At 70.3% G+C, this 24,357-nt stretch carries 16 protein-coding genes and 1 pseudogene; 7 read left to right on the top strand and 10 right to left on the bottom strand.

What is annotated here, in order from left to right:
• Positions 1-259 precede the first annotated feature (259 nt).
• From ACFY5B_RS06805 to ACFY5B_RS06795, 3 genes are all read left to right on the top strand, one after another.
• Positions 260-1,876 (top strand): tryptophan halogenase family protein, encoded by a 1,617-nt coding sequence (locus ACFY5B_RS06805; protein WP_389965514.1) that lies wholly within the window; start codon positions 260-262, stop codon positions 1,874-1,876.
• Positions 1,877-2,004: 128 nt separating this feature from the next.
• On the top strand, positions 2,005-2,691 hold the full coding sequence (locus ACFY5B_RS06800; protein ID WP_389965511.1) for a flavin reductase family protein: 687 nt from the start codon (positions 2,005-2,007) through the stop codon (positions 2,689-2,691).
• On the top strand, positions 2,678-3,946 hold the full coding sequence (locus ACFY5B_RS06795) for a cation:proton antiporter (protein WP_389965508.1): 1,269 nt from the start codon (positions 2,678-2,680) through the stop codon (positions 3,944-3,946). Before ACFY5B_RS06800 ends, ACFY5B_RS06795 begins: the two co-directional genes overlap by 14 nt.
• A gap of 307 nt (positions 3,947-4,253) precedes the next feature.
• Here ACFY5B_RS06795 and trpD read toward each other — a convergent pair whose 3' ends face one another.
• From trpD to ACFY5B_RS06750, 9 genes and pseudogenes are all read right to left on the bottom strand, one after another.
• Entirely contained in the window at positions 4,254-5,333 is a 1,080-nt protein-coding gene (trpD, locus tag ACFY5B_RS06790) for an anthranilate phosphoribosyltransferase (RefSeq protein WP_389965505.1), read from the bottom strand.
• Positions 5,334-5,381: 48 nt separating this feature from the next.
• Complete coding sequence (locus tag ACFY5B_RS06785; protein ID WP_389965502.1) at positions 5,382-5,723, bottom strand: hypothetical protein; 342 nt, start codon at positions 5,721-5,723, stop codon at positions 5,382-5,384.
• A 259-nt stretch (positions 5,724-5,982) separates the two neighbouring features.
• Positions 5,983-6,573 carry an anthranilate synthase component II gene (locus ACFY5B_RS06780; RefSeq protein ID WP_389965499.1) on the bottom strand — a complete coding sequence of 197 codons (591 nt, stop codon included), beginning with the start codon at positions 6,571-6,573 and terminating at the stop codon, positions 5,983-5,985.
• The gene (locus ACFY5B_RS06775) at positions 6,570-8,090 is read right to left on the bottom strand and encodes an anthranilate synthase component I family protein (RefSeq protein ID WP_389965496.1); all 1,521 of its coding nucleotides are present in this window, start codon (positions 8,088-8,090) and stop codon (positions 6,570-6,572) included. The genes ACFY5B_RS06780 and ACFY5B_RS06775 overlap by 4 nt, the downstream gene beginning before the upstream one ends.
• A 37-nt stretch (positions 8,091-8,127) precedes the next feature.
• The gene (sbnB, locus tag ACFY5B_RS06770) at positions 8,128-9,165 is read right to left on the bottom strand and encodes a 2,3-diaminopropionate biosynthesis protein SbnB (RefSeq protein ID WP_389965493.1); all 1,038 of its coding nucleotides are present in this window, start codon (positions 9,163-9,165) and stop codon (positions 8,128-8,130) included.
• Positions 9,166-9,303: 138 nt separating this feature from the next.
• Positions 9,304-12,279: a BTAD domain-containing putative transcriptional regulator gene (locus tag ACFY5B_RS06765; protein ID WP_389965491.1), complete on the bottom strand. Its 2,976-nt coding sequence runs from the start codon at positions 12,277-12,279 to the stop codon at positions 9,304-9,306.
• 630 nt (positions 12,280-12,909) lie between these two features.
• Positions 12,910-13,088, bottom strand: a pseudogene (locus ACFY5B_RS06760) (toxin); the annotation flags it as partial.
• 100 nt (positions 13,089-13,188) lie between these two features.
• A complete protein-coding gene (locus tag ACFY5B_RS06755; RefSeq protein WP_389965488.1) occupies positions 13,189-14,874 on the bottom strand; it encodes a ribonuclease J in 1,686 nt (561 codons plus the stop codon).
• 284 nt (positions 14,875-15,158) lie between these two features.
• Positions 15,159-15,497, bottom strand: coding sequence for a MerR family transcriptional regulator (locus ACFY5B_RS06750; RefSeq protein WP_389965485.1), 339 nt, complete (start codon positions 15,495-15,497; stop codon positions 15,159-15,161).
• Positions 15,498-16,194: 697 nt separating this feature from the next.
• On the opposite strand from ACFY5B_RS06750, the gene ACFY5B_RS06745 reads away from it, so the two are divergent.
• The 4 genes from ACFY5B_RS06745 (at position 16,195) to ACFY5B_RS06730 (ending at position 22,761) form a co-directional block, all read left to right on the top strand.
• Complete coding sequence (locus ACFY5B_RS06745) at positions 16,195-16,554, top strand: hypothetical protein (protein ID WP_389965483.1); 360 nt, start codon at positions 16,195-16,197, stop codon at positions 16,552-16,554.
• 587 nt (positions 16,555-17,141) lie between these two features.
• Positions 17,142-19,454: a beta-L-arabinofuranosidase domain-containing protein gene (locus ACFY5B_RS06740; protein ID WP_389965480.1), complete on the top strand. Its 2,313-nt coding sequence runs from the start codon at positions 17,142-17,144 to the stop codon at positions 19,452-19,454.
• A 162-nt stretch (positions 19,455-19,616) separates the two neighbouring features.
• Positions 19,617-21,029, top strand: a complete 1,413-nt coding sequence (locus tag ACFY5B_RS06735; protein ID WP_389965477.1) for a non-reducing end alpha-L-arabinofuranosidase family hydrolase — start codon at positions 19,617-19,619, stop codon at positions 21,027-21,029.
• Between the two features lie 85 nt (positions 21,030-21,114).
• Positions 21,115-22,761: a glycoside hydrolase family 27 protein gene (locus ACFY5B_RS06730; RefSeq protein WP_389965474.1), complete on the top strand. Its 1,647-nt coding sequence runs from the start codon at positions 21,115-21,117 to the stop codon at positions 22,759-22,761.
• Positions 22,762-22,937: 176 nt separating this feature from the next.
• Here ACFY5B_RS06730 and ACFY5B_RS06725 read toward each other — a convergent pair whose 3' ends face one another.
• On the bottom strand, positions 22,938-24,266 hold the full coding sequence (locus tag ACFY5B_RS06725) for a class I SAM-dependent RNA methyltransferase (RefSeq protein WP_389965471.1): 1,329 nt from the start codon (positions 24,264-24,266) through the stop codon (positions 22,938-22,940).
• Between the last annotated feature and the right edge of the window lie 91 nt (positions 24,267-24,357).

Raw genomic sequence — 24,357 nt, 5'->3', positions numbered from 1 at the left:
AGCGGCATTCCCGTCTTCGTACGGCATCTGATGCAGCCATCCTCTGCTGGGAGTTGCGGGGCGGTTTTCGACACCACCCGAGAATCACCGAGCCGCCTATACCTCACCCATACGAACCTGCTCAAGCGGCAATTCCGGCCACCTATAGATGCCGCATAGCGGGCCAGCCGATTCTGGCGTGTAAACGCACTCGACAGCATGAAAAGGCACTGCACACAACGGCGCACAGACGCACCCGACCGGAGAAATGAGCTTTCCTATGACCGACATCGGTACGACCGATACCGACTCCCGCATCCGCAAAGTCGTCATCCTCGGCGGCGGCACGGCCGGCTGGATGACCGCCGCGTATCTCGGCAAGGCGCTCCAGGGCACCGTCGACATCCAGGTACTGGAGGCCCCGGCCATTCCCCGGATCGGCGTGGGGGAGGCCACCGTGCCGAATCTGCACCGCGTGCTCTTCGACTACCTCGGCATACCCGAGGAGGAGTGGATGCGCGAGTGCAACGCCAGCTTCAAGATGGCCGTGCGCTTCGTCAACTGGCGCACCCCCGGCCGCGGCGAGCCCGGGGCGCGCACGCTGGACAGCGGCCGGCCGGACCACTTCTACCACCCGTTCGGCATCCTGCCCGACCACGACAACACGCCGCTGTCCCACTACTGGTACAAGAACAGGCACGAGGGCCGCACCGACGAGCCGTTCGACTACGCCTGCTTCCGCGAGCCGCCGGTGATGGACGCGATGAAGTCACCGAAGTGGCTCGACGGCACCGAGTCCACCCGGTACGCCTGGCACTTCGACGCCGCCCTGGTCGCCGACTTCCTGCGCCGCTTCGCCACCGACAAGCAGGGCGTGGAGCACGTCCAGGACGAGATGGTGCGGGTCGAGCAGGACGGGCGCGGCTACGTCACGGCCCTGCACACCAAGTCCGGCCGGGTGCTCGACGCCGACCTGTTCGTCGACTGCTCGGGCTTCCGCGGACTGCTGATCAACAAGGCGCTGGGCGAGCCGTTCGTCGACATGAGCGACCACCTGATGTGCGACAGCGCGGTGGCCACCGCCGTGCCGCACGACGACGAGGCGAACGGGGTCGAGCCGTACACCTCGGCCATCGCGATGTCCTCCGGCTGGGCCTGGAAGATCCCGATGCTGGGCCGTTTCGGGTCCGGTTACGTCTATTCCAGCAGATTCACCTCGCAGGATGAGGCGACCGCGGAGTTCTGTGAGATGTGGGGGCTCGACCCCGCGGAGACGCAGTTCAATCACGTCCGTTTCCGGGTCGGCCGCAACCGCCGTGCCTGGGTCAACAACGTGGTGAGCATCGGCCTTTCCTCGTGCTTCCTGGAGCCGCTGGAGTCGACCGGCATCTACTTCATCACCGCCGCGATCTACCAGCTCGCCAAGCACTTCCCCGACCGCACCTTCAACCCGGCCCTGGTGGACAGCTTCAACCAGGAGATCGAGGTGATGTTCGACGACACCCGTGACTTCATCCAGGCGCATTTCTACTACGCGCCGCGCGACGACTCGCCGTTCTGGCGGGCCCAGAAAGAGCTGAAGCTGCCGGAGAACATCCAGCGGAAGATCGAGGCGTACAAGGCGGGGCTCCCGATCAATTCGCCGATCGCCGACGAGTCCACGTACTACGGGAACTTCGAGGCGGAGTTCCGCAACTTCTGGACCAACGGCAGCTATTACTGCATCTTCGCCGGCCTCGGCCTGGAGCCGGACACGCCGCTGCCCGCGCTCGCGCACAAGCCGGAGTCGGTCGCGGGCGCCCAGCCGCTGTTCGACAAGGTCAAGCAGGAGCAGCAGCACCTGCTCGACACCCTGCCCAGCGCCTACGACTACCTGCGCCGCCTGCACGGCAAGTAGTCCGCGCCGCCCCGGTCACGGATCAGCCCGGCGGCACTGAACCCCCGCAGTCCGCCGGGCAGACCCGCACCGTCCAGATCCCTGTCCCGATTCCGGGCCCGATCCTGCTTCCGACAGGAGCCGACCGCATGACTGGTACAGCTGAGACGACCACGAGCACCCACTCGACCACTTCGCCCCCCTCGACCACTTCGACCCCTTCGGCGGCACCGGACGCCGCACCGGACGCCGCGCCCAACTCCACCGACATACGCCCTCTGATGGCGTCCTTCCCCTCCGGGGTCGGCGTGGTGACCGCGCTCGGCACCGACTCCGCCCCGCGCGGGATGACGTGCAGCTCGCTGGCGAGTGTGGCGCTGGACCCGGCGACCCTGGTGGTCTGCCTGCGCACCGCCGGCCCTACCCTGCGCGCCGCCCTGGACAGCGGGCACTTCGCCCTGAACCTGCTGCACGAGGATGCGCGGACCGTCTCCGACCTGTTCGCCTCGGGCAGCACCGACCGGTTCGCGCACGCCGAGTGGCGGCTCCCGCTGGGTGCCGCGGGGCCGCACCTGACGGAGGCCGCGCTCGCCGTCGCGGACTGCACGGTGGTGCACGCCGTGGAGATCGGCGACCACACGGCCGTCTTCGGCCGGGTCACCCGCGTCACCCACACCGACGGCAGATCACCGCTCCTCTACGGCAGACGCCGCTACGCCCGCTGGTCGGCGGCCGCGTCGGCCCCGGCGCCGGAGGCCGGGCCCCCGCCGGCCCGCGCCCTGCCCGCGCTCGCCGTGCCCTCACCCCTGGAAGGAGAAGCCCGTGTCGGCTCCTGACCCGCTGCCCGGCCTGCTCGTCGCCGTTCCCGTGGTGATCGGCGTGTGCCGCATCGGCGCGCTGCTCTTCCGCCGGATCGGGCAGCCCCCGGTCATCGGCGAGATCACCCTCGGCATCCTGCTCGGCCCGTCGCTGCTCGGCTGGGTCTCCCCCGCCGCCCAGCACTGGCTGTTCCCGGCGGAGATCCTCCCGCACCTGCTGGTGCTGGGCAATCTCGGCCTGCTCGCCTTCATGTTCCTGGTCGGCCTGGAGCTGGACCTGTCGGCCCTGCGCGGCCACAGCCGTACGGCGGTCACCGTCTCCTACGTCGGCATCGCGCTGCCCCTCCTGCTGGGCGCGCTGCTGGCGCTCGGGATGTACGGCCCGTTCGCTCCGGCCGGGGTCGACCGGCTGCCGTTCGTCCTGTTCGTCGCCGTCGCGATGAGCATCACCGCGTTCCCGGTGCTGGCCCGGATCCTCACCGACCGCGGCCTCTACACCACTCCCCTCGGGTCGCTGGCGATGGCGTGCGCGGCCGTGGACGACGTCAGCGCGTGGTGCCTGCTGGCGCTGGTCGCGGCGGTCAGCACCAGCGGTTCGATGGAGCAGGCGGCCGTCACGGCCGCCTGGTCACTGGTCTTCGTGGCCTGCATGATGTACCTGGCCCGGCCGGTGCTGGCCCGGCTGACCCGGCAGGCCGGCAAGGTCGCGGAGAGTTCGGTCCTGGTGTTCGTCTTCGCCGGCCTGTGCGTGTCGGCCTTCGTCACGGACGGCATAGGCATCCACGCATTGTTCGGCGCGTTCCTCTTCGGCGTGGTGATGCCGCGCGGTTCCCAGGTGGTCGAGCTGTCCGCCGCCCGGCTGCGGGCGTTCACCGTCCCGGTGCTGCTGCCGCTGTTCTTCGTCAGCACCGGATTGCGCACCGATGTCTCGCTGCTCACCGGTGACGCCGCCCAGTGGCTGTGGGCCGGCGCGGTCCTGGCGGTGGCCGTGCTCGGCAAGTTCGGCGGCAGTACGGCGGCGGCACGGCTGTCGGGCCAGTCCTGGCGGGACGCGATGTCGGTCGGCGCGCTGATGAACTGCCGCGGCCTGACCGAGCTCGTCGTCCTCAACCTCGGCCTGGAAATGGGCGTCATCGGCCCGGACCTGTTCACCATCCTGGTCCTCATGGCCCTGATCACCACGGCCATGACCTCCCCCGCCCTCACCTGGTTCCGCCGCGCACCGGCCCCGGAACCGTCCGCCCCCGCCCCCCAGCCGGTCACCGCCGCGTGACACAGCCCGCCGCAGGAGGGTCCGCACGACACGCCACCCCGGGCCGGACCCATGCGGGGCCGCCCACCACGCCGACTCTGCCGCTCCGGCCCGCCTCCGCACGAGGCCGCCTTCCACGCCGCCCCGGCCGCTCCGGCCCGGGCCCGTGCAGGTCGCCCGGACGCGCGCCACGGCCCCCGCCGCACGCCGGTCCGGACCCGCGGCCCCGCACCCCGCCCGGACTCCGCACCCCGCCCGGGTCCCGCGCCCCCGGTCCCCGCCGTGACGGTGGGACCCGGGGGCGTCGCGGTCGTACGGATGCCCATGGTCAGGCCGCCGGTGTCAGGGCGTAGGCGCTGCTGGCCACGGCCCAGCGTTCGAGCGTGGACCGGGCTGCGCCCGAGTCGATCGCCTCGGCGGCCCGGCCGACGGCCGGGGCGAGGCGTTCGGTGACAGCCCGTCCGCCGGCCGGCTCCAGCGCGGCCAGGGCCGCGGCGGCCGACAGCAGGACGGCGTCCCGCACCGGCCCCCGCTCACCGCCGAGGACCCGCCGCGCCACGTCCGCGTTGTATCCGGCGTCCGCCCCGCGCAGTGCCTCGACCGGGGCGTACCCGAAACCGAGGGCCCGTGGGTCGAACGACTCCTGGCGGACCGTGCCGCCTTCGACCGTGAGGACGGTGGAGGTGGTGGTGACGGTCAGTTCGTCCAGCCCGTCGTCGCCGCGGAACACCAGCGCGTCGACCCCCCGGCGCGCCAGCACCCCGGCGACGAGCGGCAGCAGCCGCGCGTCGGCGACGCCGACCGCCTGACTCGCGGGGGCCGCGGGGTTGGTCAGCGGCCCGAGGGCGTTGAAGACGGTGGGGATGCCGAGCGCGCGCCGGGCGACCGCCGCGTGCCGCATCGCCGGATGGAAGTCGGGGGCGAAGCAGAACGTGATCCCGACCTCCTCCGCCAGTGCCGCCACCTGTCCCGGCGGCAGCCGCAGGCACACCCCGAGCTTCTCCAGCACGTCGGCCGAGCCCGATGCGGAACTGGAGGCGCGGTTGCCGTGTTTGACGACGCGCGCCCCCGCGCCCGCCGCCACGACCGCGGACATCGTGGAGATGTTGACGGTCTTCGCCCCGTCCCCTCCGGTGCCCACCACATCGACGGTCCTCCCCGGCACGTCGATGCGTACTGCGTGCGCCATCATGCCCCGCACCAGCCCCTCCAGTTCGCCGGTCGTCTCCCCCTTGGCGCGCAGCGCCACCAGGAAGCCGGCGATCAGGGCGTCGGAGGCGTTGCCCCGCATCACCTGGTCCATCACCCACGCGGTGTCCGGCTCGGACAGGTCGCGACCGTTCAGGACGGAGCCGAGCAGCCCGGGCCAGGACCGTTGCGGCCCACCCGATGCGGTCCTTGCGTTCACTCCGGTTCTCCTTCAGTCATCCGGTACGGGACCAGTGCCGCGCGGGCGTCAGCTCCAGGGATCCACATCGCCACCGGCGGCCACGCCGCTCCACGGGTCCACTTCGCCACCGGCGGCCACGCCGCTCCACGGGTCCACTTCGCCACCGGCGGCCACGCCGCTCCAGGGATCCACATCGCCACCGGCGGCCACGCCGCTCCACGGGTCCACACCCTCACCACGGGCACCCCCGTTGCTCCACGGGTCGACCTCCTCGGTGACGGCCACCACGCTGTTCTCAGCAGCGTGCGCCTGGTCGGCCACCGCCGCGCTGGTGAACAGGGCGCCGGCCGTGAAGGCGGCGACGACGAGGGCCTGGATTCCCGACTTCTTGATCTGCGTGAGCTGCATTTCCGTCTCCCCGTCATTGTTTTCTCTTGGTTTCGGTCCGACCTGTTCCGTCCCGACACCGAGAAAATTACGGAGCTACGGCTTTAGTTGATTATCGCAGGTGCTTCGGCGATCACTGCTGGAGCAATAACGGCGATATACTCGCAGGTCACACCGGGTTAACGGGAAATTCGGACCCATAGATTCCAGGGGTTGTGCGGGGGTTGCGGAGGCCCTGCCCACGGCCCGCACGGGCGATACGCGAGAAAATTGCAATTCCTCAGGCAACCGGAACGGCGGCCCGTGAGGACAGCAGCATGAAATTCTCCAGCAACCGCATCCCTCCCACCGTGGTGATGGACTCGGGATGGAACTGCACCCCTTCCACCGCCAGCGCGCGGTGACGCAGGCCCATGACACAGCCGTCGTCGGCGGCCCGTGCCGTCACGGTCAGCTCCCGCGGCAGCGGCTCCTCGACGACGAGCGAGTGGTACCGGGTGGCGGTCACCTCGTCGTCGAGGCCGGTGAAGACCCCGGCGCCGTCGTGCCCGACGGGGCTGGTCTTGCCGTGCTTGAGCCGGGCGGCGACGGTGATCCGCGCCCCGTAGGCGAGGCCGATCGCCTGGTGGCCGAGGCAGATGCCGAGCAGCGGCACCCGCCCGGCGAAGGTGTGCACCAGCTCCACGTGCCCGGAGTCGGCCGGATGGCCCGGCCCGGGCCCCAGCACCACCGCCTCCGCTCCCCGGGCCGCGAGCTGCGCCGGGGTGCGGGTTCCCGACCGCACCACGTCGGTCTCGGCGCCCAGCGTGCGCAGGTACTGGTCGATGATGTGGGTGAAGCTGTCGTAGGCGTCGACGAGCAGGACCTTCACGGCAGCAGCTCCTCACCGGTCAGCGCCCAATAGGCGGCGCCCATCTTGTGCAGCGTCTCGTGCCACTCGGCGAGCGGCTCGGAGTCGGCGACGATGCCGGCGCAGCTCTGGGTGGAGTACGCCGTCCCGTCGTGCGTGATGGTGCGGATACACAGGGCGAGCCGGGACCAGCCGCGCACGTCGACCAGGCCGACCGCGCCCGCGTACATCCGCCGGGGCTCGCTCTCCAACTCCTCGATGATCTCCATGGCCCGGATCTTCGGGGCGCCGGTGACCGTGCCGGCCGGGAAGGTGGCGCGCAGCACGGACCAGGTGTCCTCACCGGGCGCGAGGACCCCTTCGACGGTGGAGACCAGGTGGAAGACGTGCGAGTACGTCTCCACGGTCATCAGCCGCTGCACGTCCAAGGTGCCCGGCGCACTGACCCGCCCGATGTCGTTGCGGCACAGGTCGACCAGCATGACGTGCTCGGCACGTTCCTTTTCGCTGGCCTTCAGTGCCTCGATGCGCGGCCCGTCGACCGCCGGGTCGCCACTGCGCGGGGTGGTGCCGGCGATGGGCCGCATGACGATCCGGTCGCCCTCGGTGCGGAACAGCACCTCGGGGCTGGCGCCGATGAGCGTGGAGCCGTCGCGCGGGACGAGGTACATGTACGGCGACGGGTTGCGGTGCCGCAACCGCCGGTAGACGTCCAGCGGCGTCAGCTCGGTGTCCACGTCGATGCGGTGACCGATCTGGATCTGGTAGATGTCCCCGACGCCGATGTGCGCCAGGCAGCGTTCCACATGGGCGAGGAAGGTCCGCTCATCGGTGCTGTCACGGACCGTGCGCGGGGTGGGCGCCGCGGGCAGCGGGGCGGGCTCGGGCGCGGAACGGAGCCCGGCGGCGACGGTGGCGACGAGGCCGGGGACCGCGGCGGGCGGGAAGTCCGGGCAGTGGGCGGTGAGCAGCCGGGCGGTGCCCGCGTCGAGGTCGTAGCGCACGACCTCGCGGAAGAGGGTCAGGACGAGGTCGGGGCCGCCGTCGGCGGTGCGCTCGGGCAGCCGTTCCATGTGCCAGGCGGCGCCGTAGCCGACGGTGGCCAGGAACCCGAAGGCGTATCCGTCCGCGGGCGCCGAGGTCTCCACGGTGAACGCCCGCTGGGCGGCCCGCAGCAGCTCCCACACCTGGTCGGCGTCGGCCAGGGCGTGGCCCCCGTCCGGCAGTTCGGCCAGCCCCAGATCGGCGGCTGCGGCGCGCAGGGCCCCGGTGACGGCGGGGGCTCCGTCGACGGTGACGCGGTCGGCGTGCACCTGGAGTTCGGCGAGCCGGCCGTGGCCGACGACGGCGCCGTTGCCGTCCTCCTCGGGGGCGGCGAGGCTCTCCAGCAGGAACACCTCGTCGCCGGCGGGGGTGCGCAGGGCCGTGTACAGGTCCAGCGGGTCGTGCGGGGGCAGGACGGTCTCGTCGACGCGGACGGTGAGGGACCGGCGTGGTGCGCCGGCCGCTCGGGGCGGTGAGTCGAGCAGTGTGGTCACAGGTGAAACCCCATCCTCGAAGGGTGGCGGGCGATGGTCAGCCGTAGCGGCGCAGCTCGTGGAAGAAGTCCTGCTCGACGGCGAGTTCACCGGAGTCGAGCAGACGGTCGTAGACGTGCTTGCCGACGGCGAGGTCGAGGACGCCGAGTCCGAACGGCGAGAAGAACACGGGCCGGTCGGCGGGCACACCGGCCGCGCCGGTCAGTACCTCGTAGAGGGTGCCGTCGATGAAGTCCCGCCCGCCGCTGAGCCGTTCGGCCAGGTGCGGGGAGGTGTCGGCCTTCAGGCAGTGCTCGACGTCGTCGACGTAGTTGGCGCCGGAGAGGATCACCTCGGGCGCCAGGTCGCGCAGCGACACGTGCAGCACCAGCGGGTGGTGACCGAACCAGCCGGGGTCGGTGACGTGCGGGGTGCCGGCGACGGTGGCGAAGACGACGAGGTCGCTGCCGCGGACGAGGTCCTCGGCCGCCTCGTGCACGGTGACCCGGCCCCCGGCCCCGGAGCGCTCGAGGTGTCCGGCGAACCCGGCGGCGTGCTCCGCCGACAGGTCGTGCACGCCGATCTCGTCGAATTCCCAGCCGGTGCCCGCCAGATACTGGTGGATGTACCGGGCGATGAGACCGGTGCCGAAGAAGCCGACACGGCGCGGCCGGTCTCCCCGGGCCCGGCCTAGGGTCTCGGCGGCCAGCGCCGCGGAGGCGGCCGTACGAGCCGCGCTGATGATCGAACTCTCCAGGCAGGCCAGCGGATAGCCGGTGTCCGGGTCGTTGAGGATGAGCACGGCGGAGGCGCGCGGGAGGCCCGCCGCCACGTTGTCGGGGAAGCTGGAGATCCATTTCAGGCCGTCCACGCCGATCCCGCCGCCGATCGACGCGGGGAGCGCGATGATGCGGGAGGCCGGCCGGTCGGGGAAGCGCAGGAAATAGGACGGCGGATTGACGGTGTCCCCGGCACCGTGGACGCGGTACGCCGTTTCGATCAGACGCACCACCTCCTGGTGCCGGCCCGCCAGGACCCGGTGGACCTGGGCCCCGGAGATCACGGCGAAGGTGGGCGCCTTGGCGGCAGGCGGCATCGTGTACTCCACGTTTCGGCTGACAGTGGTACCGGCCGAACGTAGGCAGCCCGCTTATCGGCGGGGTATCGCTCGTCTACAACGGCACTTGGGGGGACCCGGTCTCCCCGGTTCTTCGCGCCCCGCTGCCGCCCGGCGTCAGCCGTCCTCGTTCTCCAGGCGGGCCAGGGCGCGTTCCGCCTCCGCGCGCCACTGCGGGGCGTCGGCGCGTACGAAGACGTCCTGGGCGGCGGTCAGCCGTTCCCGCGCCGCGTCATGGCGGCCCAGGCGGCGCAGCGTGTCGCCGAGGGCGAGGTTGATCCGGCCGTCGACGAGGGGGGAGTCGATGTGTTCGACGATCTCCAGCGCCTCGGTCAGCGTGGCCGCGGCGGCCTCCACCTCGTCCGCGCCCAGGCGGCTCTCCCCGAGCCCCAGCAGGGCGTAGGCGAGCCCCACCCGGTCGGACTTGTCGGTGACCAGCGCGACCACCTGCTGGAACGCCTTTTCCGCCAGGTCGAAGTCCGACCGGGCCAGATGCACCCGCCCCAGCCGGTGCAGGGTCTGGGCGGCGCCGCGCCGGCTGCCGCCGCCGATCGACTCCATGAGCTGCACCGCTTCGAGACTCAGTTTCATCGCCGGCTCGGTGGCGCCGCGGTCCAGTTCGATCTGCGCCATGTTGTCGAGCGTGTGCGCCTCGGAGGAGGTGTCGCCGACCCGGCGCAGGATGTCCCGGGCCGTCCGCAGCCGTTCCATGGCGACGTCCAGGTTGCCGCGGAACCGGTCCAGGATCGACAGGTTGCGCAGGTTCAGCGCCTGCCCGTGTTCCTCGCCGGCCCGCTCGAACAGCTCCAGCGCCTCGCTGTAGCGGGCGTGCGCCTCCTCCAGCCGGCGGTAGGACTGGGCGACGCCGCCGAGCTGGTGGAGCATGGCGGCCTGCCCGCGCAGGTTGCCCGTCCTGCGGGCGGCGGCCAGCGCCGCCTCGGAGCAGATCCGCCAGTCGTCCAGGTAGTGCCGGGTCTCGAAGAGCACCGCCGCCGACACCGTGAGGTCCCAGGCGAGGTCGGCCATGCCCAGGGCGGCCGTCTGCTCGACCGCGGCGACCAGCGGCAGGCGTTCCGCCTCCAGCCACTCCAGCGGCGAGTCGAGGAGTTCGTCGAGGAGGACGGGGTCGACCGGCCGGCGCGACACCTCGCTGTGCACGACGCTGAAATGGCCGCCGTACTCCCGCCGGTGGGCCTCCTCCGCGATCGTCAGCCAGGTGCGGAAAGCGCGTTCGCGGGCGGCCCGCTGGGCGTCCGGCGGCTCCTCGGCGTAGGCCCGCTCGCGAGCGTAGAGGCGCATCAGGTTCTGCAGCCGGTAGCGCAGCCGGCCGGTCGCGTCGACGCCGACGACCTCAAGGAACTGGGCGTCGACGAGGTCCTCCATGAGCCGCTCGGCGTCCAGCACGTCGATGTCGAGCAGCGCGCCGCCGACCCAGGCCGCGAAGTCCGGCACGTCGAGCAGGCCGAGCCGCCGGTAGAGCAGCGCCGCGTCCTGGGGCAGATAGCGGTACGACAGCGCGAAGCTGGCACGCACCCGGGAAGCGCCCTGGCTCAGCTCGTCGAGCCGGCGTGCCTCGTCGTTGAGCCGGGTCACCAGGTGCCGTACGGTCCAGTGCGGTTTGGAGGCGAGCCGGGCGGCGGCGATGCGCAGTGCCAGCGGCAGCCGGTCGCACAGCTCGGCCAGCCGTACGGTGTCGGCGCGGGCGGAGGCGATGCGTTCGGTGCCGACGATCCGGCCGAGCAGTTCCACGGCCTCCGGCTCGGGCAGCACGCCGAGGTGCACCCGGGCTTCCTGCGGCCAGGTGACCAGTTCCTCCAGCTGGTCCCGGCTGGTGACCAGCACGGCACAGCGCCCGCTGCCGGGCAGCAGGGTGCGCAGCTGTGCATAGGAGCGGACGTTGTCCAGGACGACGAGCACCTGCCGCTCGGCGAGCACGCTGCGGTACAGCGCGACGAGCGCCTCCGTCTCCGGCGGTATCTGGTCGCTGGGCACGCCCAGCGAGCGCAGGAAGCGGCTGATGACGTCGGCGGCGACGGTCGGCTCGTGCTCCTCGTCGTAACCGCGCAGGTCGGCGAAGAGCCGTCCGTCCGGGAAGTGGGCGGCGGCCCGGTGGGCCCAGCGGACCGCGAGGCCGGTCTTGCCGACGCCCGCGATGCCGGTGATCAGCCCGAAGGCGGGTCCCTGTTGCCGGTCCCGGTCGGCCACCAGCAGGTCCAGTACCGCCAGTTCGGGCTCACGGCCGGTGAAGCCGGGCACGTCCGGCGGGAGTTCGGAAGGGACGATGACGGAGTCGGAGCGCAGCGCGTCGGTGGTGACGACCGGCGGCGCGGGGGCGAGGGAGGGGTCGTCGCGCAGGATCGCGTCGTGCAGTTCCTGGAGGTCGGGGCCCGGCTCCATGCCGAGTTCCTCGATGAACTGGGCGCGCGCCTCCCGGAAGGTGCCCATCGCCTCGGCCCGCCGCCCGGACCGGTACTGCGCGAGCATCAGATGGTGCCGGGTGCGCTCGCGCAGCGGGTGCTCCCGCACGACTGCCGCCAGCTCCGGCACGAGGTCCTGGTGGCTGCCGAGTTCCAGCAGGACGGCGGTGGCGTCGTCGTAGGCGTTGAGGCGGTGTCCTTCGAGCCGGGCGGCCTCGTCCTCCACCACCGGGCTGGCGATGCCGGCGAAGGCGGGGCCCGTCCACAGGGCGAGGGCCTGGGCGTAGCTGTCGGCCGCGTCGGCGTACCGGCCCTGCTCCACGGCCGTCTCGGCGTCCTTGACCAGCCGGGCGAAGTCCACCGAGTCGACCGCGTGGCCCTCGGATCTGAGGAGGTATCCGGGGTGGGCGGTGACGATGATGTCCTCGGTGACGCCCTCCGCCTTGAAGGTCTTGCGCAGGGCGGCGATCACGATCGCGATCTGGGTGCGGGCGGTGGCGGGCGGGCCGCTGTTCCAGACACCCTCGACGAGGGTGTCGACCGGCACGATCCGGCCAGGGTTGAGCAGCAGCAGAGCGAGGACGGTTCGCTGGCGCGCACCGCCGACGGGGAGCGCACGGCCGTTCGCCGCCACCGACAGGGGCCCCAGGACCTTGAAACCGAGCCGCTCGCCCACGGATGTCCCCCCCAGAACTCCACCCACCGTCCTCACCGGAGCGCCTGGACGACAATACCTGAGCGGCTGGGCCGGTTCGCTGGCGTTTTCCAGCCGTCCCTGAGGTCAGGGGCTTCGACGGCACGGAATCGGGGAATCCTCTTTCCTTTTCGTGGATTGTACAAGGGATCAGTTGCGCGAATTCGCACCGAGTAATCCGGGGTGGAATACCGCTTCCGAGAATCCGTTGCCCATTACATCGGGTAACCGTGAAACTCCCCGTACCTGTAGTGGCCGGATCCCGCCTCGCGATCCGGCCGCCCCGCCCGCACGGATGGCCGATTCGCTATCGCACAGGTGATCCGATCAAGCCATACCGGACAACCGCCTCGTTCGGCGGGCTCACCGGCCCCGGGCAGCAAGGGGGGACCAGCCGGAAAACGATGGCCCCCGGGGCCGGATCAACGATGCCCACCGCCCGGCGGGCGGACGCGGAACCGGCACCCTGACCGAAAACGATCAGACCGCGGAGGCGCGAACGGCTGCTCGGCTCGGATGCTGGTCTCCACTTCCCCGTGGAGGCGCTGGAATCCGTCCTCATCGCAGCGTTTCACGGTGTGTTCCGCCCCCCCGGCCTCACGACGTCGGGCGTCAGAAAACCGGGAACCAGACCGACAGGCGCTTGGCAATGACCGGTACATCGATGTCGTCCCGCGCGACTTCCTCGACGAACGGGCCGGCGATGGAGACGGGCGGCGGAACGGCACCGGCGCTGACGCCGTTGAACCGCGCGGGAAGACGCGCATGGCGAGCCACCCCGCGGCCGTCCTGTCGCGGCTCGGGCGGCAGGTCGGCTGCTGGAGCGGCTGCGGGACGCCCGGCGCAGCGCTCCCGCCACCAGGCCGCCCCGGACGCATGCCGGGCTGCGGCTCAGGCGTCGATGATGACGGGGATGATGAGGGGCCTGCGGCGGTGGGTGCGGAACGCCCAGTTCGCCACAGCGCGGGCGAGGAGCTGTTCGAGTTGGCGGGCGTCCCCCACGCCTTCCTCGGCCGCGGTGGCCAGAGTCTTCTCGATGACGGGGACGACCGGTTCGAAGGTGGTGTCGTCGTGGACGAAGCCGCGGGCCAGGAAGTCGGGGGCCTCGGCGAGGGCGCCGGTGTCCGCGTCGACGATCGCCACCACCGTGACCACGCCTTCCTCTGCGAGGGTGAGGCGGTCCTTGAGGGACGCTTCGGTGGCGCCGCCGACTTCCATGCCGTCCACGTAGACGTTGCCGGCGGGGACCTTGCCCGTGATGGACGCGCGCCCTTCGACCAGGTCGACGACGACGCCGTCCTCGGCGATGACGACCCGGTCGGGGTCGACGCCGGTACGGATGGCGAGGTCGGCGTTGGCCCGCAGGTGGCGCCATTCGCCGTGCACGGGCATGACGTTGCGGGGTTTGACGATGTTGTAGCAGTAGACGAGTTCGCCGGCGCTGGCGTGCCCGGAGACGTGCACCTTGGCGTTGCCCTTGTGGACGACGTGGGCGCCCCACCGGGTGAGTCCGTTGATCACCCGGTAGATGGCGTTCTCGTTGCCGGGGATGAGGGAGCTGGCGAGCAGGACGGTGTCGCCCTTGCCGATGCGGATCATGTGGTCGCGGTTGGCCATGCGTGACAGCGCGGCCATCGGTTCGCCCTGGGAGCCGGTGCACACCAGAGTGACCTTGTGGTCCGGGAGCTTCTCCAGCTCCTTCGTGCTGACGACCAGACCGGACGGGACCTTCAGATAGCCCAGGTCACGTGCGATGCCCATGTTGCGGACCATCGACCGGCCGACGAAGGCGACCTTGCGGCCGTGCTGGTGGGCGGCGTCCAGAACCTGCTGGATGCGGTGCACATGGCTGGCGAAGCTGGAGACGATGACCCGCCGCGGCGCGGTGCGCATCACCTGCTCGATCGCCGGGTTCAGCTCGCGCTCGGAGGTGGTGAAGCCCGGCACCTCGGCATTGGTGGAGTCGGTGAGGAACAGGTCCACGCCCTCCTCGCCGAGCCGGGCGAAAGCGCGCAGATCGGTGATGCGGTCATCGAGAGGGAACTGGTCCATCTTGAAGTCGCCGGTGTGCAGCACCATGCCGGCCCGGGTGCGGATCGCGACCGCGAGGCTGTCCGGGATGGAGTGGTTGACCGCCACGAACTCGCAGTCGAAGGGCCCGAAGCCGCGCCGGTCACTCTCCCGCACCCGCACCGTGCGCGGCCGGATGCCGTGTTCCTTGAGCTTGGCCTCCAGAAACGCCAGCGTCAGCTTGGAGCCGACGACGGGGATGTCGGACCGCTCGCGCAGCAGGTACGGCACGCCGCCGATGTGGTCCTCGTGGCCGTGGGTGAGGACCACGGCCACGATGTCGTCCAGCCGGTCCCGGATCGATGTGAAGTCCGGCAGGATCACGTCCACGCCGGGCTGGGTCTCCTCGGGGAACAGCACGCCGCAGTCGACGATGAGCAGCTTGCCGGCGTGCTCGAAGACGGTCATGTTGCGGCCGATCTCACCCAGGCCGCCCAGGGCGATGACCCGCAGCCCTCCTTCGGGAAGGGGTGGGGCGGCTTTCAGTTCGGGGTGCGGATGACTCATACCCTGACGGTACCCGGAGACAGAACGAGATGATCCATCGCCTGTGTGATCTCTCCGCCCGACGGAGCTCGGCACCGGCAGCGGCTGCTCCGGGACGACGGGACGACGCCGGCGGCCGGACAGGAAGGGGTCATGGCGGTACCGCCTTCGGTGGGTCGGCCGTGAGCCCCGCTCACTGCTTCGGCAGGGTGCTCCCGCCGCTCACGACGAGGATCATCACTGCGCGCCGCAGCCCGGCCACGCGCGGCTGTGACAGTTCGGCGATACCGGCGGGCCCGCTCACCTCAGGCTGCGGCCGACGGACCGGACGATCCACCGGTGCGGCGGTATTCGGCGTTGATGCGCTGGGCTTCTTCGAGCTGGTCTTCGAGAATGACGATCCGGCATGCGGCCTCGATCGGGGTGCCCTGGTCGACGAGCTCACGCGCGCGGGCCGCGATGCGCAGCTGGTAGCGGGAGTAACGGCGGTGACCGCCCTTGGAGCGCAGTGGTGTGATCAGTCGCGCTTCGCCGATGGCGCGGAGAAAGCCGGGAGTGGTACCGAGCAGCTCGGCGGCCCGGCCCGTCGTGTAGGCGGGGTAGTCGTCGTCGTCGAGACGGCTCAGCGACTCGTCTGCTGTCATCTCACCTCTCTGTGGAACGCGTCGAGGGGCCTTGGTGCCGTTTGGCACCAAGGCCCCGAAGGAACTGCAACACCATCTGCCGGCCCTAGTGCTGCGCCGGCCTTCTGTTTCCGCACAGCCGCCTGATATTCCGACGGGGGTGCGGGGATCGCGAATGCGTGACCGGAGACCACCTACCTATCGATGTCCTGCGGTACCCGGGCTCGGGTTTTCTGCCCGGGCGATCCTGATGGTGCTCGACTCCTCCGTTCTTCCCTCGGAACCAATCACTTGCAAACAGGGACTGCGTACTACTGGTACTGCACCGCATCAACTGCGGTCCTGCTGATGGCGGCCCCTCGTCACTTCGGGCCACCCGGTCCGGTCGTCAGTCCCGTCGCCGTCGTACCACCTGGCTTCGAAACTCCACCACCGCACCGTCGTACATGAACCACTGCCCGGCAGTTCGTGTCTGCCGGGCCCTGTTGGATCTCGGCTACGAGAGAAACCATAATCACCGCAACGCCGAATGTCTACTCCGGCAAGCATAGATTTGCTGCGTCCGATGACGAGATCTCCCGCTGAGCCGATCTGCGATGCCGGGGCCGCCTCTCAGCCCCCTCCGGCAAGCACCGCCCCCTTCCGCGCGGCCGTTGCCGACGCCCGGTTGCGCCACCGTCCAAGCCGCCCGGGCGGGCTGTTGCATAGAATCCGGTCCATGCAGAAGCCTGACGAGCTGCTCGTTGCGATAGCCGCCCTTGTGGAGTCCGGACAGAGCAATCAGATGTCCCTGACGGTGGTCACCAGTGGTGCTGTCATCACCGGTCGGCTGGCTCCGGAAACCATGTGGAGGCAGAGGGTGTCCGAGGTACTGACGGACTCCGCCGACCTGGCCGAGTTCTCCGCCGTCTTCGAGATCCCCGCCAAGAAGGACGGGCCGCCCACGCATCTGCATTTCCACGTCGCCCGGATCCTGCAGGGTGCGGTGGGGATCCCGGAGACAGGCGGGATGTACCGCGTTGCGATCGAGGACGTCAGCGCCTGGACCGTGGGCGACTTCAGCTACTCCGGCCACTGACCCAGCGAGACACGGCACGCGGTGGGGCCCGACCGGCGCACGCCGGTCGGGCCCCACCGCTCGGTTCGGCTCACACCGGTCGGGCCCCACCGCTCGGTTCGGCTCACACCTGTGCTGGCATCGCGGCGGTCCTCGACCAGGGCGGCTCCCCGAGCCGGCGGCAGTGCATCGCACGTTCACGACCTGACGCCATCAGAGCGAGCGTCACATGAGCGCCAGAACTGCCCGGCGCGCACCCTGCGAAGGGAAACGGCACCCCGCCACCTGAACCAGGACCTGCTCCTCCGGTTGTGGCCGGTGCTGCGAGCCCCGGCGGCCCGGTCCTCCCATATTTGACGCGGCGTCAGAGGCGCGAGTCAGACGAAACCCGCAAGTAGCCAAGTCTTCCGTGTCGCGAGACTAGACAGGAGCAACGTCCGTATCCGTTAATCCATCCCATGTATCACTCGAGAGGGTGGATCGAACCGAGACCCCGACGCATGAGCACGTGACGCGTCGCGCCCGACCGCCCGACCGCCCCACCGCCCGACCTGTGAGCGAACGCACCGAAGACCAAGCAGTCACCTTCCCCCACAGAAGGGTGCGAGATGTCTTCCTCCGTCAGCAGACGGCGTCTCCTGCAGGGAGCCGGGGCCACGGCCGCCGCCTCTGCCACCGGTTCCTTCATCGGCGCATCACCTGCCAGAGCGGCCACCCCTCCCGCAAGGACCGATATCGGGGTGTCCGCACATCCCTTCGCGCTCGGCCAGGTCCGGCTGACCGCGAGCCGCTGGCTGGACAACCAGGACCGCACGCGGAACTACCTGCGGTTCGTCGACGTCGACCGGCTGCTGTACAACTTCCGCGCCAACCACCGACTGTCCACCAACGGCGCGACCGCGAACGGCGGTTGGGACGCGCCGACGTTCCCTTTCCGTACCCACGCCCAAGGGCACTTCCTCACGGCGTGGGCACAGCTCTACGCGGTCACCGGGGACACCGTCTGCCGGGACAAGGCAGCCCATATGGTCGCGGAGTTTGCCAAATGCCAGGCCAACAACAGTGCCGCCGGTTTCGGCGCCGGGTATCTCTCCGGCTACCCCGAGTCCGACTTCACCGCTCTCGAGCAGCGGACCCTGAGCAACGGCAACGTGCCGTACTACACCATCCACAAGACCCTCGCCGGCCTGCTGGACGTGTGGCGCCACATCGGCAGCACTCAAGCGCGTGACGTCCTGCTCTCCTTGGCAGGGTGGGTCGACCGGCGCACCGGCCGGCTGAGCGGCCGGCAGATGCAGGCCATGCTGCAGACGGAGTTCGGCGGCATGAACGCCGTGCTGACCGATCTCTATCAGCAGACAGGCGAGGCGCGGTGGCTCACCGCCGCCCAACGGTTCGATCACGCCGCGGTGTTCGACCCTCTGGCGGCCGGCCAGGACCAGCTCAGCGGACTGCACGCCAACACGCAGGTGCCCAAGTGGATCGGCGCCGCCCGGGAGTTCAAGGCCACCGGTACCGCTCGGTACCGGGACATCGCAACCCATGCCTGGAACTTCTGCGTCAACAACCACACTTACGCCATCGGCGGCAACAGCCAGGCGGAGCACTTCCGCGCCCCGAACGCCATCGCCGGCTACCTGAACAAGGACACGTGCGAAAGCTGCAACACCTTCAACATGCTCACCCTCACCCGGGAGCTGTTCGCGCTGGACCCGAATCGGGCCGCCCTGTTCGACTACTACGAGCAGGCGTGGCTGAACCAGATGATCGGCCAGCAGAACCCGGCAGACGACCACGGCCACGTCACCTACTTCACCCCGCTCAACCCGGGAGGCCGACGCGGTGTGGGCCCGGCGTGGGGCGGCGGCACGTGGAGCACCGACTACGGCACCTTCTGGTGCTGCCAGGGCACAGGCCTGGAGATGCACACCAGGTTGATGGACTCCCTCTACTACCGCAGTGACACCACGCTGATCGTGAACATGTTCGTGCCCTCGGTGCTCGACTGGTCGGAGCGCGGCATCACCGTCACCCAGACGACGACCTATCCCGTGAGCGACACCACGACCCTGCGGGTCACCGGGAACGCCGGCGGAACCTGGGCGATGCGCATACGCATCCCGAGTTGGACCTCCGGGGCCACCGTCAGCGTCAACGGCGCGGCCCAGAACATCACCACCACGCCCGGCAGCTACGCCACCTTGACCCGCTCCTGGACCTCCGGCGACACGGTCACCGTCCGTCTGCCCATGCGGATCGTCATGCGGGCGGCCAACGACGACGCGAACGTCGCCGCGATCACCTACGGCCCGGTGGTCCTGTCCGGCGACTACGGCGACTTCGCGCTCGACTCCCTGCCGGGGCTGGACACGTCCTCGATCAGACGGACCGGCAACACCTCGCTCGCCTTTACCGCCACCGCCAACGGATCCACCGTCGGCCTGGGCCCGTTTCACGACGCGCACGGGCACAACTACACCGTCTACTGGAACACCAGCGGTACCGGCACCGTCCGTCTCGCCAACGTGGGCAGCGGTCTCGTGCTGGGCATTCAGAACATGTCCACGGCCGACGGCGGCCGCGCTCTTCAGTGGAACGACTCGGGCACCGCCGACCACGACTGGCACATGCTCCCCGACGGAAACGGGTTCCGCTTCCGCAACGCCCACAGCGGCAAGGTGCTCGGTGTCCAGGACATGTCCACGGCGGACAACGCGACCGTCCTGCAGTGGGCGGACAACGGCACCACCGACCACCGCTGGACGCTGCTCGACCAGGGAGACGGGACCTACAAGATCCGCAACGTGCACAGCGGCAAGTTGCTCGCCATCGCGAACAACTCCACCGCTGTCGGCGCGTTCGCGGTGCAGGACTCGGACGACGGTACCGCCGACAACCGCTGGCGCCTCGTGCGGAACTGACGCCCCCCGAAGCAGGTTGTGATCACTCTCCCCACTCTCTTGCGCGACACCTCGACCATTGTTCGATATAGCGAACATCAAGGTCGGGTCGTAGCGCATCAACAGTCCGGCCGGCCTCTGACGGAGCCGACCGGAACCGCTCACTCAAGGAATGAGACCCCCATGCGCAGACGTGGTTCAAGCCTCAGGCATCTGTCTGTGGTGCTCGCGGCCCTGGTCGCTTCGGCGGCGACACTCGTCGCCAACCCGGCTCAGGCGGCCACCAGCGGCGCCTTGCGCGGCGCCGGTTCCGGCCGGTGCCTGGATGTGCCGAACGCCGGTCAGACGGACGGCACGAACCTGCAGATCTGGGACTGCACAGGCGGGCCCAACCAGCAGTGGACGCTGACGGACAACAACCAGCTGACCGTGTACGGCAACAAGTGCCTGGATGTGCCCGGCCACGCCACGACGGCCGGCACGCGGGTGCAGATCTGGGCCTGCCACGGCGGTGCGAACCAGCAGTGGCGGGTGAACTCCGACGGCACGATCGTCGGAGTGGAGTCCGGGCTCTGCCTGGACGTCAGCGGCGGCGCCACGGGCAACGGCACAGCGGTGCAGCTCTGGAACTGCAACGGCGGCAGCAACCAGAAGTGGACCGGTCCGTCCGCGCCGCCGGGCGACACGTGTGCTCTTCCGTCGGCGTACCGGTGGACGTCGACCGGCCCGTTGGCGCAGCCGTCGAACGGCTGGGTCGCGCTGAAAGACTTCACCACCGTGCCGTACAACGGCAAGCAGTTGGTCTACGCGACCACCTCTGACGGTTCGTCGTGGGGAACGATGGCGTTCCGTCCCTTCACGAACTGGTCGGACATGGCGACGGCCGGCCAGACCGGGATGAGCCCGGGCTTGGCGGTGGCGCCCAAGCTGTTCTACTTCGCGCCCAAGAACATCTGGGTGCTGACCTCCAACGGGTGGGGTACCGCCTGGCCCTTCACCTATCGCACGTCCAGCGACCCCACCAACCCCAACGGCTGGTCCGCCCCGCAGCCGCTGTTCACCGGCAGCCTCCCCGAAGCCGGCCCGATCGACCCCACCATGATCGCCGACGACCAGAACATGTACATGTTCTTCGCCGATGACAACGGCAAGATCTACAAGTCGACGATGCCGATCGGGAACTTCCCCGGCAGCTTCGGCTCGTCGTACACCACGGTCATGAGCGACACGAAGGAAAAGCTGTTCGAGGCGCCGGAGGTGTACAAGGTCAAGGGCCAGAACCAGTACCTCATGATCGTCGAGGCGATGGGTGCGAACGGCCGCTACTTCCGCTCGTTCACCGCCTCCAGCCTGAACGGTCCGTGGACACTGCAGGCCGGCAGCGAGAGCAGCCCCTTCGCCGGCAAGGCCAACAGCGGTGCCACCTGGACCAACGACATCAGCCACGGTGACCTGGTCCGCACCACCCCCGACCAGACCATGACCGTCGACCCCTGCAACCTGCAGTTCCTCTACCAGGGCAGGACCCCCGCATCGGACGGCACCGACTACCTGAAACTGCCGTACCGGCCGGGTCTCCTCACCCTGCGACGCTGACCCGCGCGCACATGATCAGACACTCCTGACCCGCCGATCAGGCCCGCGGAGCGGCTCCGCTTCGCGGGCCAGGAAGGAACCCCCCATGGCTCCCCTGCACAGACGACTGCTGCGGCTCCTCACGGCCGCCGCACTGACGCTGAGCGCCTGCGCCACGGCCTCCGTCGGCACGACCTCCCAGGCCGCGCCGGGCAGCCCCGCGCTCATCCCGCCGCTCGGCTGGAACAGCTGGAACAGCTTCGGATGCCAGATCACCGAGGCGCAGGTCCGCCAGGCCGCCGACGCGATGGTGTCCTCGGGCATGAAGGCCGCGGGCTACCAGTACGTCGTCGTCGACGACTGCTGGTTCGACCCTCAGCGCGACGCGGCGGGCAACCTGCGGTCCAACCCGGCCACATTCCCCAGCGGCATGAAGGCGCTCGGGGACTACATCCACGGCAAGGGCCTGAAGTTCGGCATCTACCAGGCGCCCAACGAGAAGACATGCGCCCAGGGCGTGGGCACCTACCCCGGCTCCACCGGCAGCAAGGGCCATGAGGCCCAGGACGCCGCCACGTTCGCCTCCTGGGGCGTGGACTACCTCAAGTACGACTGGTGCTCCGGCAGCGGCACCCTCGGCGAGCAGATCACGCAGTTCACGACCATGCGCGACGCCCTGCGTGCCACCGGCCGTCCGATCGTCTACAGCATCAACCCCAACAGCTTCCACTCCCCCACCGGCGCCACCTACGACTGGGGACAGGTCGCCGACCTGTGGCGGACGACCGAGGACCTGCTCGACATCTGGCAGAACGGCAACACCAACAGCTACCCGATGGGCGTCGGCAACGTCCTGGACATCACCGCGCCACTGGCGGCCCAGTCGGGCCCGGGGCACTTCAACGACCCCGACATGCTCGTGGTCGGTCGCCCCGGCCTGTCACTGACCGAGTCGCGTTCCCACTTCGCGCTGTGGGCGCTGATGGGCGCGCCTCTCATCGCGGGCAACGACATCCGCACCATGTCCGGTGACGTGAGCGCGATCCTGCGCAACCCGCGTCTGCTGGCGGTGAACCAGGACTCGCTGGGCGCGGGCGGGCGCCGGGTGCGCGACGACGGCGACACCGAGGTGTTCGCCAAGCGCCTGTCCGACGGCTCGGTCGCCGTGGGCCTGTTCAACCGGGGGAGCAGCACCGCGACCATCACGGCCACGGCCGCGCAGGTCGGCCTGACCGGGGGCTCGTTCACCCTCACCGACCTGTGGACCGGCGGCACGTCGAGCACCTCCGGGCAGATCTCCGCGAGCGTCCCGGCACACGGTGTCGCCGTGTACAAGATGACCGGCGGCAGCCCGCTGGCCTCCACCACCGGGCGCCAGCGCGGTGGCGGGTCCGGCCGCTGCCTGGACGTGGACGGCGCCGCCACCGCGGCCGGGTCGAAGACGCTGCTGTGGGACTGCCACACCGCCGCAAACCAGCTCTGGACCAGCTGGGCGGGAGGCGAGATCCGCGTCTACGGCGACAAGTGCCTGGACGCCTCCGGCCGGGGCACCACCAACGGCACGCCGGTCGTCATCTGGCCTTGCAACGGCCAGGACAACCAGAAGTGGACGATCGGCTCCGACGGGTCGGTCCGCAACGTCCGCGCCGGGCTGTGCCTCGACGCCAAGGAAGCCGGCTCCGCCAACGGGACCCCGGTCATCCTGTGGACCTGCAACGGCCAGAACAACCAGAAGTGGACCACGCTCCCGTAACCCGTAACCGCGCAGGGCCGCATTGACAGGTGCACGGAGCACGTCGGCCATGGTGGGGCCGCAGGCGGTAGTGCCTGTGGCCCCGCTCCGGTGTCGAGGTCAGGACGGGTCGCCGCTCGACCCGCTACACGAAGGGAAACAGGTCGAGCGACCACAACGCGCCGCAAAACCGCAGGTCAGGCGCCCTTCCCGACCGGCTCCAGAATCGCCACGCACTCCACATGATGAGTCATCGGGAACAGATCGAACGCCCGCAGCGTCCGCACCCGATACCCCCCGTCCCGGAAATACCCCAAGTCCCGCGCCAGCGCAGCCGGATCACACGCGACGTACGCGATCCGCCGTGCCCCCAGCGACGCCAGGTGCTGGACCGTCTTGCGGCCGGCCCCCGCCCGCGGCGGGTCCAGGACGATCAGGTCGACCTCCGAGATGCCCGTGCGCGGCAGCACGCTCTCGACCTTGCCCTGCTCGATCCGCACCCGCTCGAAGTCGGCGAGGTTGTGCCGCGCGTCCTCCACCGCCCGCTTGCCCGACTCGATGCCGAGGACCGCGCCCTGGTCGCCGACGCGGTCGGCGAGGGCACCGGCGAAGAGGCCGACGCCGCAGTAGAGGTCGAGCGCCATGTCACCCTTGCGGGGCAGCAGTCCCTGCATGACCGCGGTCACCAGGGTGTCCGCGGCCTTCGGATGGACCTGCCAGAAGCCGCCGTTGCCGACCCGGTGCGTGCGGCCGTCGGCACGTTCGCGGACGAAGGGGCGGCCGTGGACGCGGTGGACGCCGCCGGAGCGCTCGTCCACGCGCAGGACGGAGACCGGGCGGTCGAGTTCGACCAGCGGCAGGCGCGCGCCCGGCTTCGGGGTGAGGATCACCTGGCGGTCCTGGGAGCCCGTCGCCGCGATCGCCTCGACGGAGTCCATGCCCGTCCAGACCCGCTTCTCGATGCCCAGCTCGCTGACGCCCTCCGCCGCGATCATGCAGTGGTCGATCGGCTCCACCTCGTGCGAGCGGTGCCGGCGCAGGCCGGCCCGACCGTCGGCGGTGACGGCGTACTGGACGCGGGTGCGCCAGGCGGGGACCTGGCCGGCCGGCACCTTGTCGCCCTCGGCGGGCAGCACCGTGCCGTCCCAGCCGGCCTCCTCCGGGGTGAGCCCGGCGAGGTGCTGGAGCTGTTCGGCGATGACGTCGGCCTTCAGGCGCCGCTGCGCGCCCGGCTTGGCGTGCTGCCAGTCGCAGCCGCCGCAGCGGCCGGGACCGGCGAACGGACAGGGCTCGTCGATGCGGTCCTTGGAGGCGTCCAGGACCGTCACGGCGTCCGCGCGCAGGAACCGCGCGCCCTCCTCGCCCTCCGTCACCCGTGCCACGACCCGCTCGCCGGGCAGCGCGTGCCGGACGAACAGCACCTGGCCCTCGGACGTGCGGGCGATGCAGTGACCGCCGTGGGCGACGGGGCCGACCTCGACCTCGTACTCCTCCCCCACCAGCGACTTCCTCGGTTCTGCCTGCATGGCGGGGTGACTCCAAAACACGTGAGGGGGAAGGGCCGAACGGAGACGGCCGGACAACAGCCCACCAGTCTACGTGGCTGCCGCCCGGCCG

This window comes from Streptomyces sp. NPDC013187, from assembly GCF_042899705.1.
Taxonomy (GTDB): Bacteria; Actinomycetota; Actinomycetes; order Streptomycetales; family Streptomycetaceae; genus Streptomyces; species Streptomyces hawaiiensis_A.
Note: the sequence above shows the minus strand (reverse complement) of the source record. Positions and strands in the feature narration are given on the sequence as shown.